This is a genomic window from Streptomyces tremellae (assembly GCF_039540215.1).
GTDB lineage: Bacteria > Actinomycetota > Actinomycetes > Streptomycetales > Streptomycetaceae > Streptomyces > Streptomyces tremellae.
On sequence record NZ_BAABEP010000004.1, the window covers coordinates 216,158 to 230,598 of the forward strand.

At 73.0% G+C, this 14,441-nt stretch carries 16 protein-coding genes; 11 read left to right on the forward strand and 5 right to left on the reverse strand.

The features are described from left to right. The first annotated feature begins 48 nt into the window (after positions 1 to 48). Together ABEA77_RS05775 and ABEA77_RS05780 are read left to right on the forward strand one after the other, a co-directional pair. Entirely contained in the window at positions 49 to 798 is a 750-nt protein-coding gene (locus ABEA77_RS05775; protein ID WP_345642193.1) for an amino acid ABC transporter ATP-binding protein, read from the forward strand. A gap of 308 nt (positions 799 to 1,106) precedes the next feature. Beyond that, a complete protein-coding gene (locus ABEA77_RS05780; protein ID WP_345642069.1) occupies positions 1,107 to 2,165 on the forward strand; it encodes a transporter substrate-binding domain-containing protein in 1,059 nt (352 codons plus the stop codon). Between the two features lie 49 nt (positions 2,166 to 2,214). Here ABEA77_RS05780 and ABEA77_RS05785 read toward each other — a convergent pair whose 3' ends face one another. Then, complete coding sequence (locus ABEA77_RS05785; RefSeq protein WP_345642070.1) at positions 2,215 to 3,057, reverse strand: MmyB family transcriptional regulator; 843 nt, start codon at positions 3,055 to 3,057, stop codon at positions 2,215 to 2,217. Positions 3,058 to 3,520: 463 nt separating this feature from the next. Next, a complete protein-coding gene (locus ABEA77_RS05790) occupies positions 3,521 to 3,943 on the reverse strand; it encodes an ATP-binding protein (protein ID WP_345642072.1) in 423 nt (140 codons plus the stop codon). A 287-nt stretch (positions 3,944 to 4,230) separates the two neighbouring features. Here ABEA77_RS05790 and ABEA77_RS05795 point away from each other — a divergent pair, with 287 nt between their 5' ends. The 4 genes from ABEA77_RS05795 to ABEA77_RS05810 all read left to right on the forward strand — a co-directional run bounded on the left by ABEA77_RS05795 (position 4,231) and on the right by ABEA77_RS05810 (position 8,099). Beyond that, positions 4,231 to 5,439, forward strand: coding sequence for a PP2C family protein-serine/threonine phosphatase (locus ABEA77_RS05795; RefSeq protein WP_425588207.1), 1,209 nt, complete (start codon positions 4,231 to 4,233; stop codon positions 5,437 to 5,439). Next, positions 5,436 to 7,076, forward strand: coding sequence for a sensor histidine kinase (locus ABEA77_RS05800; protein WP_345642075.1), 1,641 nt, complete (start codon positions 5,436 to 5,438; stop codon positions 7,074 to 7,076). The genes ABEA77_RS05795 and ABEA77_RS05800 overlap by 4 nt, the downstream gene beginning before the upstream one ends. Further along, positions 7,073 to 7,522, forward strand: coding sequence for a response regulator (locus ABEA77_RS05805; protein WP_345642078.1), 450 nt, complete (start codon positions 7,073 to 7,075; stop codon positions 7,520 to 7,522). The genes ABEA77_RS05800 and ABEA77_RS05805 overlap by 4 nt, the downstream gene beginning before the upstream one ends. A gap of 103 nt (positions 7,523 to 7,625) precedes the next feature. Beyond that, a complete protein-coding gene (locus tag ABEA77_RS05810; protein ID WP_345642081.1) occupies positions 7,626 to 8,099 on the forward strand; it encodes an ATP-binding protein in 474 nt (157 codons plus the stop codon). 191 nt (positions 8,100 to 8,290) lie between these two features. Here the strand turns inward: ABEA77_RS05810 and ABEA77_RS05815 are convergent, their stop codons facing one another. Further along, positions 8,291 to 9,433: a PP2C family protein-serine/threonine phosphatase gene (locus tag ABEA77_RS05815; protein WP_345642083.1), complete on the reverse strand. Its 1,143-nt coding sequence runs from the start codon at positions 9,431 to 9,433 to the stop codon at positions 8,291 to 8,293. A gap of 92 nt (positions 9,434 to 9,525) precedes the next feature. Here ABEA77_RS05815 and ABEA77_RS05820 point away from each other — a divergent pair, with 92 nt between their 5' ends. Together ABEA77_RS05820 and ABEA77_RS05825 are read left to right on the forward strand one after the other, a co-directional pair. Continuing rightward, positions 9,526 to 10,041 (forward strand): MarR family winged helix-turn-helix transcriptional regulator, encoded by a 516-nt coding sequence (locus tag ABEA77_RS05820; protein ID WP_345642086.1) that lies wholly within the window; start codon positions 9,526 to 9,528, stop codon positions 10,039 to 10,041. Between the two features lie 170 nt (positions 10,042 to 10,211). Next, positions 10,212 to 10,622, forward strand: coding sequence for an STAS domain-containing protein (locus tag ABEA77_RS05825; RefSeq protein ID WP_345642089.1), 411 nt, complete (start codon positions 10,212 to 10,214; stop codon positions 10,620 to 10,622). Here ABEA77_RS05825 and ABEA77_RS05830 read toward each other — a convergent pair. Then, positions 10,596 to 11,063, reverse strand: coding sequence for a MarR family winged helix-turn-helix transcriptional regulator (locus ABEA77_RS05830; protein WP_345642092.1), 468 nt, complete (start codon positions 11,061 to 11,063; stop codon positions 10,596 to 10,598). The genes ABEA77_RS05825 and ABEA77_RS05830 overlap by 27 nt on opposite strands. A 69-nt stretch (positions 11,064 to 11,132) precedes the next feature. Then, positions 11,133 to 11,372 carry a DUF5133 domain-containing protein gene (locus ABEA77_RS05835; RefSeq protein WP_345642095.1) on the reverse strand — a complete coding sequence of 80 codons (240 nt, stop codon included), beginning with the start codon at positions 11,370 to 11,372 and terminating at the stop codon, positions 11,133 to 11,135. A 256-nt stretch (positions 11,373 to 11,628) separates the two neighbouring features. On the opposite strand from ABEA77_RS05835, the gene ABEA77_RS05840 reads away from it, so the two are divergent. The 3 genes from ABEA77_RS05840 to ABEA77_RS05850 are packed head-to-tail and all read left to right on the forward strand — an operon-like array spanning position 11,629 to position 14,431. Then, positions 11,629 to 12,348: a (Fe-S)-binding protein gene (locus ABEA77_RS05840; protein ID WP_345642098.1), complete on the forward strand. Its 720-nt coding sequence runs from the start codon at positions 11,629 to 11,631 to the stop codon at positions 12,346 to 12,348. Next, positions 12,345 to 13,805 carry a LutB/LldF family L-lactate oxidation iron-sulfur protein gene (locus ABEA77_RS05845; protein ID WP_345642101.1) on the forward strand — a complete coding sequence of 487 codons (1,461 nt, stop codon included), beginning with the start codon at positions 12,345 to 12,347 and terminating at the stop codon, positions 13,803 to 13,805. Before ABEA77_RS05840 ends, ABEA77_RS05845 begins: the two co-directional genes overlap by 4 nt. Beyond that, the gene (locus ABEA77_RS05850; protein WP_345642104.1) at positions 13,802 to 14,431 is read left to right on the forward strand and encodes a LutC/YkgG family protein; all 630 of its coding nucleotides are present in this window, start codon (positions 13,802 to 13,804) and stop codon (positions 14,429 to 14,431) included. The genes ABEA77_RS05845 and ABEA77_RS05850 overlap by 4 nt, the downstream gene beginning before the upstream one ends. Positions 14,432 to 14,441: the final 10 nt, after the last annotated feature.

Consider the following 14,441-nt stretch of genomic DNA (forward strand, 5'->3'; position numbering starts at 1 on the left):
CGCGAACACACCGCGGCCTCCGGCGCGGACCTCCCCGCTCCCGCCGCCGTGGAGGTGAGCGGCGCGCACAAGTGGTACGGGCCCCACCACGTGCTCGACGGCATCGACCTGACGGTCCCCGCGGGGCAGGTCACCGCCGTGCTCGGCCCCTCGGGCAGCGGCAAGTCCACCCTGCTGCGTGCCGTCAACCACCTGGAGAAGCTCGACGCGGGACACGTCCGGGTCAACGGCGAACTCATCGGTGTGCGCCGGCAGGGCAGCAGGCTCCGGGAGCTGGCGCCGCGCGCCATCCGCGCCCAACGGGCCCGCATCGGCTTCGTGTTCCAGGGCTTCAACCTCTTCCCCCACCTGACGGCCGTGGAGAACGTGGCCGCCGCGCCCGTCGCCACCGGGCGCAGGACCCGCGCACAGGCGCAGGAGCGGGCCCGCGAACTCCTCGCGGGCGTCGGGCTCGGTGACAAGGGGGACGCCTATCCCCGGCAGCTCTCAGGCGGCCAGCAGCAGCGCGTCGCGATCGCCAGGGCGCTCGCACTCGAACCCGGTGTGATCCTGTTCGACGAACCCACCTCCGCGCTCGATCCGGAACTCGTCGGCGAAGTGCTCGCCGTGATCTCCGCGCTCGCCGAGGGCGGTACGACCCTGATCGTCGTGACGCACGAGACCGGCTTCGCCCGCGAGGTCGCCGACGACGTGGTCTTCCTCGACGGCGGCCGCATCGTCGAACAGGGCCCGCCGGAACAGGTACTGGTCGACCCCGTCCACGAACGCACCCGCGAGTTCCTCAGCCGCGTCCTCTGATCGCGCCCAGCCCGCGATTCCCACCGTGCCCGTAACCGGACCAACCCGGACCCGTACTCCCGCCGCCCGCGCCACCAGTTGTGGCCCCGTACCCCGGCCGCCCGCGCCACCAGCCGCACTCCGTACTCCAGCCGCCCCCGTACCACCGGCCGTTGCCGTACCGCGGCCTCGCCCGTACCGCCGGCCCTCCGTATCCGTCCCCGCCCGCCCGGCGGGTGCACGGCGTGCTACCGCGCCGCACCCGCCGGGCAGGCGGCGGCCAGGTCCACCGCCAGCCCCTTCCCGACCCCGAATGCCCGAGGTTCCCCATGCCCTCTCTCCGTGTCCGCCTCCGTCCCAGCGGTCCCCGCGGCCCGCGCGCCCGCGCCGTCGTCGCGCTCTGCGCCGCGTCCGCGCTGGCCTTCTCCCTCGCCGCCTGCGGCGGCTCCTCTCCTTCCGCCGCCGCGGACACCGCGGGCACCCCCGCCGCGGCCAAGGGCACCGTCACCGTCGGCGCGCAGTCCAACGGCGCGGCGCGGCAGGCCGTCCTCAAGGTCCCCGAGGTCGCCGCGATCCGGGCCGAGTTGCCGAAGCGCCTCACCGGCAAGGGCACCCTCGACATCGGCTTCGGCTTCCTCCCCGCGGGCTCGCCGCCGCTCGGCTACGTCGGCGGCGACCAGAAGACCCTGACCGGTTCTGAACCCGACCTCGGCCGCCTCGTGGCCGCCGTGTTCGGCCTGAGGCCCCGGCTCTCCAACGCCACCTGGGACAACCTCTTCGTCGGCATCGACAGCGGCCGCACCGATGTCGGCTTCTCCAACATCACCGACACCGAACAGCGCAAGGAGAAATACGAGTTCGCCTGCTACCGCAAGGACAACCTCGGCTTCGAGGTGCGCAAGTCCGACCCGTGGAGGTTCGACGGCACCTACCGCAGCCTCGCGGGCAAGACCGTCGCGGTCGGCGCGGGCACCAACCAGGAGAAGCTGCTGCTCCACTGGCGCGACCAGCTGAAGGCCGCGGGCAAGACACTGACCGTCAGGTACTTCCAGGACGCCAACAGCACCTACCTCGCCCTGAACTCCGGGCGGATCGACGCCTACCTCGCACCCAACCCCAGTGTCGCCTACCACACCGTGCGTACCGCGCGCACCCCCAACGCCACCCGCAGCGCCGGCACCTACTCGGGTGCGGGCTCCACCCTCCAGGGCCTGATCTGCGCCACGGCCAAAAAGGGCAGCGGGCTCGCCAAGCCACTCTCCGACGCCGTCAACTACCTGATCGAGCACGGCCAGTACGCGGCCTGGCTGAAGGCGTGGAACCTCACCGACGAGGCCGTCCCCACCTCCCGCGTCAACCCGCCGGGGCTGCCGCTCGGCAACTCCTGACGGCGGCGGCGGTCCGGCGGACGGGCGGTCCGGCGGGCGGCGGTGCGGCTCAGGCGGGCGGCAGGCCGGCCCAGGTCCGGCCCGACCGGATCGCCGGGGCGCCGTCCTGCCGCGGGCCCTGCTGGTACATCAGGATGATCAGCCGGGCCCCGGGCGACGCCAGCGGCTGTGCCGCGCACATCCGCAGCCAGCCGGGCCCCAGCTTCACGTGCCGGATCGGCCGCTCGTCGCCGTCGGGGTGGATGACCGCGCCGCCCGCCTCGTACAGCGGCCCCGCGAGCGGGTCAGCGAGCACCTCGCGCTCGATCCCGCGCAGCACCGTGTCGTCGGGCCGCGCCACCAGCGCGGCCCGCAACTGCGGTACCAGCAGCGGCGCCCAGGCGGTCTCCCAGTCACTGAGGATCGCCCGCCCGTCCGGGTCTAGCAGCATGAACCGCATCATGTTCCCCGGCACCCGCCCGTCCGGCACCATCTCCGTGAACGGGCTGTTGCACGCCAGCATGTCCCAGGACGCGTCCGTGATGTAGGCCGGGTGCAGGATGCCCTCGACGGCCTCCTGCCACATGCCGGGGATCTCCTTGCCCGCCGAGGGGCGCAGCGGTCCCGGCGGGTCCTCGTCCCGCGCGTAGCGGCACAGGGACACCCACTCCTGCTCGTCGAAGCGGAACAGCTGCGCGACCTCGCGCAGCAGGCCGACCGGCGGATTGTGGTACGTACCCGATTCGAGGCGGTGGTACGTGTGGATCGCGCGGTTCAGCAGCAGGTCCACCTGCTGCTGCGAGAGGCCGGGCGCGCGTCTTCCCTGTCCGGTCGGCCGGGCCAGCCCGTGCGACTCCGGGCTGATCAGGGCGCGGCGTTCGCGCAGCATGGCGCTGAGCGCCTTCTTGTGCATGTCCGGTGGCCCTCCGGGGGGAAGGGGAGAGGGGGCGTCCTGTTGGCCTCACCATTATTCACACCGGATTTCGTAAGAGAAGCTGAACGAAGAAAAGCGGCCCCCACCTGCGCCATGCTTGTCGCACAGCGCGCTGCGAACCGGTTCTGGGGGGAAGCGGGGGGCGTAAGCCTCCGCAGCGCGCGGCCACTGGCCGCGGTCGGTGCCGGCAGTCCTCATGAGCGGCCCCGGCACCGACCGCGACGCCGGTCGGCCACCGGTAGCGCCGGCAGCCCTGCGCGGGGCGGTCGGCCTGGGCCCGGGTGCCAGGGCCCGAGGGGCCGGACGCCGCTCTCCCGCTCGACGCGGTCTTCGGCCCTTCCCGTGTGCTCTCGTTGCCCGCCCGCGCCGACCCGGCTCTCCGCCCGTGGCCCGCCTGCCCGGCGGCCAGGGGCCTGCCGACGGGCGGGCCACGGGCCCTCCGTCAGTTCCGCCGCACCGGCACGGTCGCCCGTACGAGCTTCCCGTCAGAGCCCAGCGGCACGACCGCCACCTCGGCGAGGCGGCACACCATCGGCCAGCCGTAGCCGCCCGGCAGCCAGTTCCTGCCGTGCCCGCGCTCGACGGGCCGCCGCGTACTGCCGTCCTGCACGGTCACCTCGACGCCGGCCGGGCGCAGCGCGACCCGCAGGCCCCGCGCGCCGCCCGCGTGCCGCAGGGCGTTGGTCACCAGCTCGGAGACCACGAGCAGCACGTCGTCCCGCACGGGCTGCGGCACCCGGGGACCCTGCTCCGCCAGGTAGGCGGCGGTCAGGTCACGCGCCTCGGCCGCGCCTGCGGGCCGGGCGTCCAGCCACCGCGAGCCCTCGGCGGTCGCGCCGTCAGGCCCTTCTTCGACGGTGGTCATAGGGACCCCCCTTCGCGGATCTTCCTTCCACGGGAATCCGTCTGCCCGCCGACGCCGGGGTGACGCGTGCCATTTGCCGCCGGTCGCTCCCCGGCTCCGCCCGCCGCCTCCCCGGCCAGGAGCGGCCGTCCCTGAAAACACGTAACCGCTGTCGCATATGCTTCCCGCCGGAGCGGTGCCGTCGTGGGCGCCGCCAGGCGAGTGGGGGTGTGAGCGTGGCAGAGTCGCCCCTTGGGGTGCCCGTGCCGCAGCTTGGGCCGAGCCGGGTCAGCGCGCCGGTGTCCGGCGTGGTGCCCGTACAGGAGACGGTGTCCGGCGCACGGGACGCCCGGCGCGCGGTGGACGCCGTCCTGCTCCTGGTCGAGGACGACCCGGGCGACGCGCTGCTGGTCGAGGAGATGCTCGCCGACAGCGACCTGGAGTCCGCCCTGACCTGGTGCAAGACGGTCAGTGAGGCCCAGCGGCACCTGATTGGCGCCGCCGGGCCCGTCTGCGTCCTGCTCGACCTGCACCTCCCCGACGCCCACGGCGTCGACGCCGTCACCCGCATCGTCCACCGGGCCCCCGACGCCGCCATCGTCGTGCTGACCGGCATGGCCGAGGGCGAGACCGGCCTCACCGCAGTCGCCACCGGCGCCCAGGACTACCTGGTCAAGGACCGCCTCGACCCGGAGATCCTCAGCCGCGCCGTCCGCTACGCCCTCCAGCGCAAGCAGGTCGAACGCGCCACCGCCGCCCTGCGCGCCAACGAGCTCATGGCCCAGGAGAACGCCAGGCTGGAGCGCGGCCTGCTGCCCGTGCCGCTGCTGCGCGGCGACGACTTCGAGGCGTTCGCCCGCTACGAACCCGGGCGCGCCCACGGCCTCCTCAGCGGCGACTTCTACGACGTGGTGCAGACCACGGACGGCACCGTCCACGCGGTCATAGGCGACGTGTCGGGGCACGGCGCGGCCGAGGCCGCGCTCGGTGTCTGCCTCCGCGTCGCCTGGCGCACCGCCGTCCTGTGCGGCACCGCCCCGCTCGAACGGGTCGGGCTGCTGGAGGAGATCCTCGTCGCGGAACGCTCCGACCAGCACGTCTTCGCCACCGTCACCTCGCTCACCTTCCCGCCGGGCGGCGGTGAGGTACGCGTCGTGCGGGCCGGCCACCCCGGGCTCCTGGTCCGCGAGGGCACCTCCGTCAGCTGGATCGAGCCGCGCGTCGGCATGGCGCTCGGCCTGCTGCCCGGCGCGGGCCGCTGGACCGAGTCCACGGTCCCGCTGCCGCCCGGCGGCCATGTCGTCCTCTTCACGGACGGGCTGTTCGAGGGCCGCACGGGGCCCGTGTCCCGCCTCGGCGAGGAGGGCCTCCTCGCCCTCGCCAGGCGCCACGGCGCCCTGTCCGCCCGGGACTTCGTCGACACCCTGGTCGCCGAGGCCACCGCGGGCGCCGCGCCCTTCGGCGGGCTCGCCGACGACGTCGCCGTACTCCACCTCGGCTGGGGAGACCGCGCATGACCCTCTGGCACCTCACCCGCGACCGGCTGTCCGTCCAGGGCTGGGGCCGGCTGATCCTCGCCGCCATGGTCGTGGTGGTGGTCGGCTGCACCGCCGTGGGCGGTGTGCTGCTCTCGAAGACCGACAGCCGCAGCGACGAGCTGACCGAACGCATCCAGCCCGCGAGGGCCGCCGTCTACCAGCTCCAGAAGTCGCTGCTCGACCAGGAGACCGGCGTACGGGGCTACGCCCTGACCGGCGACCCCACCTTCCTCCAGCCTTACACCGACGGCGTCAGGAGCGAGCGCCGCTTCACCGCGGGGGTGCACCGCATCCTGGCGGACGACCCCGGGCTCCTGCGCGACACCGAGGCCATCACCCGCGCAGCCGCGCGCTGGCGCGCCGACACCGCGCAGCCGCTGATCAGCCAGGTCCGCGCGAGCGGCAAGCTCACCGCGTCCGGCGCCCAGCTCAACCGCAGCAGGATCCAGTTCGACGGCCTGCGCAAGCAGTTCGCCACCCAGGGTGCCCACCTCGACACCGCGAGGGACCGGGCCAGGGCGCGCCTCGAACACAGCAGGCACGTCAGCGAGGTCGTCTTCCTTGTGATGCTCGTCTTCTTCGTGGCCGCCGTCGCCGCTCTCGCATTCCTGCTCCACCACATGGTCGGCCGCCCCCTCGCCCAGCTGCGGGCCGCCTCGGACGGGGTACGGGCCGGGGCGTTCGGCCGCCGCATCGAGGTCACGGGCCCCGCCGACCTGCGTGCCGTGGGCGCCGCCGTCGAGGACATGCGGGCGCGGCTCGTCGCCGAACTCGACGAGAGCAGGCAGCGCGAGGAGCTGCTCGCCGACCAGACCGAGGAGCTGCGCCGCTCCAACTCGGAGCTCGAACAGTTCGCCTACGTCGCCTCGCACGACCTCCAGGAGCCGCTGCGCAAGGTCGCCTCGTTCTGCCAGCTCCTGGAGAAGCGCTACGGCGACCGGCTCGACGGCCGCGGCAAGCAGTACATCGACTTCGCCGTCGACGGCGCCAAGCGCATGCAGGTCCTCATCAACGACCTGCTGACGTTCTCCCGCGTCGGCCGCGTCCACGACGCCTGGCAGGCCGTGGACCTGGAGGTCTCCGTCGACCGGGCCCTCGGCAACCTCGCCATGGTCATCGAGGAGAACGGCGTCACCGTCGTACGGCAGTCGCCGCTGCCCGGGGTGCACGGCGACCCCACCACCCTCGCCATGCTCTGGCAGAACCTCATCGGCAACGCGATCAAGTTCCGCAGCCCCGACCGGCCCGCCCGCATCGTGCTCGACTGTGTGCGCGAGGACTCCGCGCCCGGCGCGGAGGACGGCGCCCTGTGGCACTTCAGCGTCACGGACAACGGCATCGGTGTGGCCCCCGAGTTCGCCGAGAAGGTGTTCGTGATCTTCCAGCGCCTGCACGCCCGCGACGAGTACGAGGGCACCGGCATCGGGCTCGCCCTGTGCCGGAAGATCGTCGAGTTCCACGGGGGCAGGATCTGGCTCGAACCGGTGCCCGAGGGCGGCACCGCCCTGCACTTCGTCCTGCCCGCGGAGTCCGCGGACCGGCACGCCGCGCAGCGGCCCATGGCCCTTCCCGCCCCCACCCCCGCAACGAGCACCCCGCACGGAGCCGCGACATGACCATCCCCGCACAGCCGAAGCCCATCGAGGTCCTTCTGGTCGAGGACGACGCGGGCGACGAACTGATGACCCGCGAGGCGTTCGAGGACAACAAGATCCGCAACGCCCTGCACGTCGTGCGCGACGGCCAGGAGGCCCTCGACTTCCTCTACCGCCGCGCTCCTTACGAGGACGCGCCGCGCCCCGACCTGATCCTGCTCGACCTCAACCTGCCCCGCTACGACGGCCGCCAGGTCCTCGAACGCATCAAGACGGACCCGGAGCTCGCGCTGATCCCCGTGGTGGTCCTCACGACGTCCTCCGCAGAGGAGGACATCCTGCGCAGCTACAAGCTCCACGCCAACGCCTATGTCACCAAGCCGGTCGACCTCGACCAGTTCATCGCGGCCGTCCGGCAGATCGACGAGTTCTTCGTGACCGTCGTAAGGCTGCCCGGCAGGTCGTGACGGCCCTCACCGAGGACCGTGCGCATGAGAAGCGCATGAGGGGGCATAAGCGAGGACGGACAGCGGGGATCCCGGACGCCCACTGGTGCGCGGGCAGGAGCAGATGAACGAACAGATCACCGTCTCGGGGGCGACGCTCCCCACCGGTACGGAGCCGTCCGTGCAGCCGACGCAGTGCCTGAACAGGGCCGCCCAGTTCACCGGGGAGCCGGGTTCCATAGCGTCGGCAAGAGACCTCGCCGTGCGCTTCCTCCAGCAGCTCGGCGCGGAGTGGCTTGCCCCGCTCGACGAGCGCACCCGCCAGGACGTGCTGCTCGTGGTGAGCGAACTGGTCACCAACGCGGAGCGGCACAGCCACGGCCCCTATGTGATCGAGCTGGAGGGCACCGCGCGCTACGCGTCGGTCACGGTGTACGACAGCAGCACGACGCTGCCCCGCTTCTTCCCGCCGGACCCCGCGCGGCTCGGCGGCCACGGCATGGAGATCGTCCGCGCGGTCAGCGACGCGGTCACCGCCGAGCTCGTCCCGGTCGGCAAGCGCGTCACGGCGCGCTTCGACCTGCCGCGCGGGGCCTGATCCCGGCGGCCTGATCCCGGCGGCCCGCAGGGGGCACCCCGGACCCGGGCCCTGAGGCCCGGCCCACGGGCCAGGCACCCGCAGACCCGAGCTGCGCCCACAGGTCCGCGACGCGCCGGCCCTACACCCCTTTCCCCGGTCTCCGGCTCTCCACCCGCGCCCGCGCGACCCGCAGGCCGGAGGGCGGCGCCCTACACCCGCACCCCCCGGCCGAACCAGTCCACGCAGACCACCAGCGCGTCGTCGAGTGTCTCCGTCTGCCGGTGCAGCGCCAGCTCGCCGAGCACCGCCTGCGGCACGAGCGCGGCGGGCAGCAGACTCGTCGCGCTGATCGCCCTGGCCAGCGCCCGGTCCCCGTACGCCTCCCCGTGCGGTGAGACAGCCGAGTAGACCCCGTCGCTCACGAACAGCAGCCGGTCGCCCGGCTCCACAAGAAACGACTGCGGCCGGTAGTCCGACTCCTCGAACATGCCGAGCGGCAGCTGCGCCTCCAGGTCGATGCGCTCCACCGACTTGCCCCGCCTGCGCCACAGCTGCGGCGAGCCCGCGTCCACCGCCTGCACCCGGCCCGTGGCCAGGTCGAAGTGGAGCAGCAGCGTCGACACGTACTGCGCGCCCCGGTGCTGCGCGTACAGGGCCTGGTCGGCCAGCGCCGCCTGGTCGGCGATGCCGATGCCCGCCCTGCGGGCGTTGCGCAGCGCCTTCACGGCCAGATGGGTCAGCAGGGACGCCTCGATGCCCTTGCCCATGCCGTTGGTGACCGACAGGGTCAGCGCGTGCTCGTCGGCCGACCAGTCGAAGTTGTCGCCGTGGATCGCGTACGCGGGCTCCAGCTGCGCCCCGATCGCGTACTCCGCCGCCTCGCACGCCCGCGCGGGCAGCAGCTCCCACTGCATCTCGGCGGCGAGGGTCAGCCTGCTGACCCGGCGCGCCTGCCGGTACAGGTCGGTGTCGCGCTCCGCGACCAGGATCTCGTGGCCCAGCAGGTCGGCGACGCGCACCAGCTCGGCCACCGCCTCGGGCACCGACCGCTCCAGCGGCATCCGCACACTCAGGATGCCGAGCCGGTCCCCGCGCACCGAGACGGGCAGATGGTGGTCGACCTCCTCGCGGCCCTGGTGCTCCCTGGGCTCCTGGCTGCCGAAGGCGCGTCCCTCGGCACTGTTGTTCAACGACAGGGCCTCCTCGGCGAGACCGCCGACGGGCCGCAGCACCGTCAGGCCGTAGTCCGCCAGGTAGAGCCGCACCCGAGTCGCGCCGTACGCGGCGGCGAGCCCTTCGCGCACCACGTCCACGAGGGCGTGCGGGGCCGCTGCCCGGACCGCTCTTTCCATGTCCGCCAGTACAGTCACGTTCTTGAGGCCTTCTTCTCAGGGTGAATCTGTCTGGGCTGACAAATACCCGTGTCGGATGAAAGAGTGGGTCGATGTCCCGCTTCACGGCTCAGTCGCACCGGCGCGAGCAGGTCGCCATGGCCGCCCGCGCCGCCTCCGAGCTGCTTGAGGTGCTCTGGGGCCGTGGCCAGGAGGCGGCGCCGTCCGGGCCCGTGTCGCCGTCGCAACTACGGGCTCTGCTGGTCATCGAAGGGTACGAGGGCGCCAATCTTCGCACGCTGAGTGAGATCCTCGGCTCGCGTCCCTCGTCGTTGAGCAGGTTGTGCGACCGGATGGAGGCCATGGGCCTGGTGGTCCGCTCCCCGAGCCCGACCAGCAGGCGCGAGGTGGAGCTGCGGCTCAGCAGGCAGGGGCGCACCGTGCTCGACGAGTACCGCTCCTTTCGCGCGCGCGAGGTCGAGACGGTGCTCGACCGCATGGAGCCCGGGGACATCGTGGCGCTCGCGGAGGGGCTCAGCGCCTTCCGCGCCGCGGCGGCGGGGCGCCTCGGCGAGCTCGGCAATCCGCCCGCCGAGGCGGCGCGGGGTCGCGTGGCGGACAGCGCGTAGCGTCATTCAGCCCCTGCTTCCTGGTACGGCACGTTTCACTCCCGGCGCGGCGGACCCGCCCGCAGCCGGTGAACAGATTGTTGCCCACCAGAGAATGTTGTCAAATGACAACTATCGCTTCTATCGTGGGGTCTCCTGACGCCGAGCCCTCCACCGTCCTAAGGAACGCCGTGCTGCCTCCTCCCAGCGCCGACCGGGCGATGGAACTGACGTCGAACCGGGAAGGCACCGCGGTCGTCCTGGCCGTCGACGGCGAACTCGACCTCGACACGGTCGCCCCGCTGGCCGACGCGCTCGCCGAAGCGGCGGAAGGGCAGGACGGCGGTCGGGCCGGCGGGCCGGTCGTCCTGGACCTGTCGAAGGTCGCCTTCGCCGACTCCACCACGGTGAACGTGCTGCTGCGCGCCCGGGCGGCGCTGGGCGGCCGGCTGCGGATCGCCAGCCCCTCCGCCTTCCTGCGGCGGCTGTTCGACCTGATAGGCCTCGACGAGGCGCTTCCGGTGTACGGCTCGGTCTCCGAGGCGCTCGCCGTGGACGACGACCCGCGGAGCGGCTCAGGGGTCCTCGGCGTCGGCGAGTGAGGAGACGAAGGACCGCAGCCCGGCGAGGAGAGCGAGGGCGCTGTCGCCCGGCATGTGGCGCATGACGTCGGCGATGCGCGTGGCCCGCCGGTCGCGGTAGTCGGCGAGCAGGGATGCGCCCCGCTCGGTCAGGACGAGGCCGATCCCCCTGCGGTCCCCGCGCACAGGTCTGCGCTCGATGAGTTCGGCCGCCTCCAGCGTCGCGCACATGCGGCTGGCGCGCGGCAGCGTCATACCGGTCCCGTCGGCGAGCCGGGTCAGATTGAGTCCCGGCCGGTCCCCGACGAACCGGAGGATTCTCAGCCGGTGCGGCAGCAGCCACGGATCGACGGCCGCTGCCGCGCTCACGGCGATCTCGCTCACGGCCTCCGCCGAGTCCGCCAGTTTCTCGGCCGCCTCGCGGAGCGTTTCCGCGGTGGGTTCAGGGAGACGCCCTTCCATGGGCCCGATCCCTTCGTTCCGCCTGTCGTACGGCTGGCTCGGTCGCCGCGGCGGGGCGCCGCCGACCGGTCAGACGGCGGTCGTGAGCCCGCCGGGTGCCTCGGTGGCGGCCTCGGCCGCGGCGATCCGTCTGCCCGCGGCCGCCAGCGCGTCCTCGGCGGTCCTGGTGCCGGTCGAGACACACAGCGTGTATGTGGCGTCCTCCAGGCGCCGCAGGGTCTCCTTGCCGCCCTGCCGGGCATGCAGAGCCCTTGCCGTCTCGTAGCTCTCGACGAGGTGACGCAGCATCGTGGGGTGAGCCATCAGCACGGGTGTGCCTGCCTTTCTCCGCAGGGGTCCTTCAGGCCGACTTCGGTCCCGCGCCTTCCCGCGATCCGGCCGGACATGCACGCCCGGCCGCGTGGCGGCGGTCACAGCTGTCCGGCCCGGCCGCTGTGACCCCGGCGCCGCCGAACCGGGCCGCAGGGGCACGGAAGACGCCTGGTCACAGCCATCCGATGTCTGACACTCCCGCACACCGGCCCGGGCCTTCTGCCCGCGCGCAGGCCCGGCATATGCTCGACCCATGCGTGTCGCTCTCTTCGTCACCTGCGTCAATGACGCCGTGTACCCGTCCACCGGTGTCGCGACCGTCCGGCTCCTGGAACGCCTCGGGGTGGAAGTCGACTTCCCCCAGGGGCAGACCTGCTGCGGACAGCCCCAGTTCAACACGGGGTACCGCGCGGAGACCGTGCCCCTCGCCCACCGCATGGCGGACGTCTTCGACGGCTACGACCACGTGGTGACCCCGTCGGGCTCCTGCGCGGCCATGGTCAGAAACCACTACCCGGCGATGGGAGACGACCAGGCCGCCGCGCTCGCCCCTCGGATGTATGAGCTCACCGAGTTCCTCGTGGACGTCCTCGGTGTGACCGACGTCGGCGCGTACTTCCCGCACTCCGTCACCTACCACCCCTCCTGCCACGGCCTGCGCCTGATCGGGCTCGGCGACCGCCCCCGCAGGCTGCTCGGCGCGGTCAGGGGCCTCGATCTGCGCGAACTCCCCGGAGCCGAGGAGTGTTGCGGCTTCGGCGGCACCTTCGCCGTCAAGAACCCCGACGTGTCGGCGGCGATGGGCCGGGACAAGGTGCGCAGCGCCGTGTCCACCGGCGCCGAGGTACTGTGCGGCGCCGACAACTCCTGCCTGATGCACATCGGCGGCGTGCTCAGGCGCGAGGGCGACCCGGTGCGCCCCCTGCACCTCGCCGAGATCCTTGCCTCGACCGAAGAGGAGCCCTGGTCATGAGCGGCACGTTCGTCGGAATGCCGGCGTTCCCCACGGCGGCGAAGGACGCGCTCGCCGACGAGACCCTGCGGGGCAACCTCCGCTACGCCACCCACACCATCCGCGACAAGCGCGCGAAGGCCGTCGCCGAGCTCGACGACTGGGCCGAGCTGCGCGAGGCCGGCAAGCAGATCAAGGACCACACGCTCCGGAACCTGGACCGCTACCTCGTCCAGCTGGAGGAGGCCGTCACCGCGGCGGGCGGCCAGGTCCACTGGGCCGCCGACGCCGACGAGGCCAACCGCATCGTCGCCGACCTGGTGAAGGCGACGGGCGAGACCGACGTCGTCAAGGTCAAGTCGATGGCCACGCAGGAGATCGGACTCAACGAGGCGCTGGCCGCCGAGGGCATCTCCGCGTACGAGACCGACCTCGCCGAGCTGATCGTCCAGCTCGGCCACGACCGCCCCTCCCACATCCTGGTGCCCGCCATCCACCGCAACCGCGCGGAGATCAGGGAGATCTTCACCAGCCAGATGGCGAAATGGGGCAAGCCCGCGCCCGACGACCTCTCCGACGCCCCCGCCGACCTCGCCGAGGCCGCGCGCCTCCACCTGCGTGAGAAGTTCCTGCGCGCGAAGGTCGGCATCTCCGGGGCCAACTTCATGGTCGCCGAGACCGGCACCCTCGCCGTCTTCGAGTCCGAGGGCAACGGGCGGATGTGCCTGACCCTGCCCGAGACGCTGATCTCCGTCGTCGGCATCGAGAAGGTCGTACCGACCTGGCGCGACCTGGAGGTCTTCCTCCAGACCCTGCCGCGCTCCTCCACCGCCGAGCGGATGAACCCGTACACGACCATGTGGACCGGCACCACCGACGGCGACGGACCGGAGACCTTCCACCTCGTCCTCCTCGACAACGGCCGCACGGACACCCTCGCCGACGAGGTCGGACGCCAGGCGCTGCGCTGCATCCGCTGCTCCGCCTGCCTCAACGTCTGCCCCGTGTACGAGCGGGCCGGAGGCCACGCGTACGGCTCGGTCTACCCCGGCCCGATCGGCGCGATCCTCAGCCCCCAACTGCGGGGCACGCGCAGTGAGATCGACGCGTCGCTGCCGTACGCCTCCTCGCTGTGCGGCGCCTGCTACGAGGTGTGCCCCGTCGCCATCGACATCCCCGAGGTGCTGGTGCACCTGCGGGACGAGATCGCCCACCAGGGCGGCAGGGGGCACCGGCTGGAGCGCACCGCGATCAAGGCGGCCACCTGGGTGTTCGAGCACCCGGGCGTCCTCGCGGCGGGGGAGCGGGCGGCGAGCGCCACCCGCAGGCTGCACCCGTCGCGGATCCCGGGCGCCGGCGCCTGGACCGACACCCGCGACCTGCCGGAGCTGCCGCCCGAGTCGTTCCGCGACTGGTGGCGCAAGAACCGCACCAACGGCGCCACCCGCACGGGCGGCAGGAAGGACGGCGGATCGTGAGCACACCATCCCACGCCCGCGCACGCATCCTGGCCCGCGTGCGCGCGGCCGTCGCCCAGGCACCCGAGGCGCCGGAGCCCGAGCGCGGCTACCGCGACACCCACACGCCGGACGACCGGGTCGTGGACCTGCTCGCGGAGAACCTCGACGACTACCGGGCCGTCGTGCACCGCTGCGCCGCGGCCGGGCTGCCCGCGCTCATCGCGCGCCTGCTCGGGGAGCGCGGCAGCACCTCCGTCGCCGTCCCGCCAGGGCTGCCGGAGGAGTGGCTCGCCCTGGCCGCCGCCACCCGCGTCCCCGACACGGCCACGCCCGCCCAACTCGACGCAGTGGGCTCCGTCGTCACCGGCTGCGCCGTCGCGATCGCCGAGACCGGCACCCTCGTCCTGGACGCGGGCCCCGACCAGGGCAGGCGCCGCATCACCCTCGTGCCCGACCACCACATCTGCGTCGTGCGCGTCCCCGACCAGGTCGTCGGCGGCGTCCCGCAGGCCATGCCGCGCCTCGACCCGACCCGCCCGCTGACCTGGATCTCCGGACCCTCCGCCACGAGCGACATCGAACTCGACCGGGTGGAGGGCGTGCACGGCCCGCGCACCCTGGAGGTGGTCCTCGTCGAGGGGTGAGTGGCCGCGC

Bases quoted from the DNA above. Each gene is read 5' to 3' on its own strand.
- ABEA77_RS05780 (WP_345642069.1), top strand. From the start codon at position 1,107: ATGCCCTCTCTCCGTGTCCGCCTCCGTCCCAGCGGTCCCCGCGGCCCG.
- ABEA77_RS05785 (WP_345642070.1), bottom strand. From the start codon at position 3,057: ATGCACAAGAAGGCGCTCAGCGCCATGCTGCGCGAACGCCGCGCCCTG.
- ABEA77_RS05790 (WP_345642072.1), bottom strand. From the start codon at position 3,943: ATGACCACCGTCGAAGAAGGGCCTGACGGCGCGACCGCCGAGGGCTCG.
- ABEA77_RS05800 (WP_345642075.1), top strand. From the start codon at position 5,436: ATGACCCTCTGGCACCTCACCCGCGACCGGCTGTCCGTCCAGGGCTGG.
- ABEA77_RS05805 (WP_345642078.1), top strand. From the start codon at position 7,073: ATGACCATCCCCGCACAGCCGAAGCCCATCGAGGTCCTTCTGGTCGAG.
- ABEA77_RS05810 (WP_345642081.1), top strand. From the start codon at position 7,626: ATGAACGAACAGATCACCGTCTCGGGGGCGACGCTCCCCACCGGTACG.
- ABEA77_RS05815 (WP_345642083.1), bottom strand. From the start codon at position 9,433: ATGGAAAGAGCGGTCCGGGCAGCGGCCCCGCACGCCCTCGTGGACGTG.
- ABEA77_RS05820 (WP_345642086.1), top strand. From the start codon at position 9,526: ATGTCCCGCTTCACGGCTCAGTCGCACCGGCGCGAGCAGGTCGCCATG.
- ABEA77_RS05830 (WP_345642092.1), bottom strand. From the start codon at position 11,063: ATGGAAGGGCGTCTCCCTGAACCCACCGCGGAAACGCTCCGCGAGGCG.
- ABEA77_RS05840 (WP_345642098.1), top strand. From the start codon at position 11,629: ATGCGTGTCGCTCTCTTCGTCACCTGCGTCAATGACGCCGTGTACCCG.
- ABEA77_RS05845 (WP_345642101.1), top strand. From the start codon at position 12,345: ATGAGCGGCACGTTCGTCGGAATGCCGGCGTTCCCCACGGCGGCGAAG.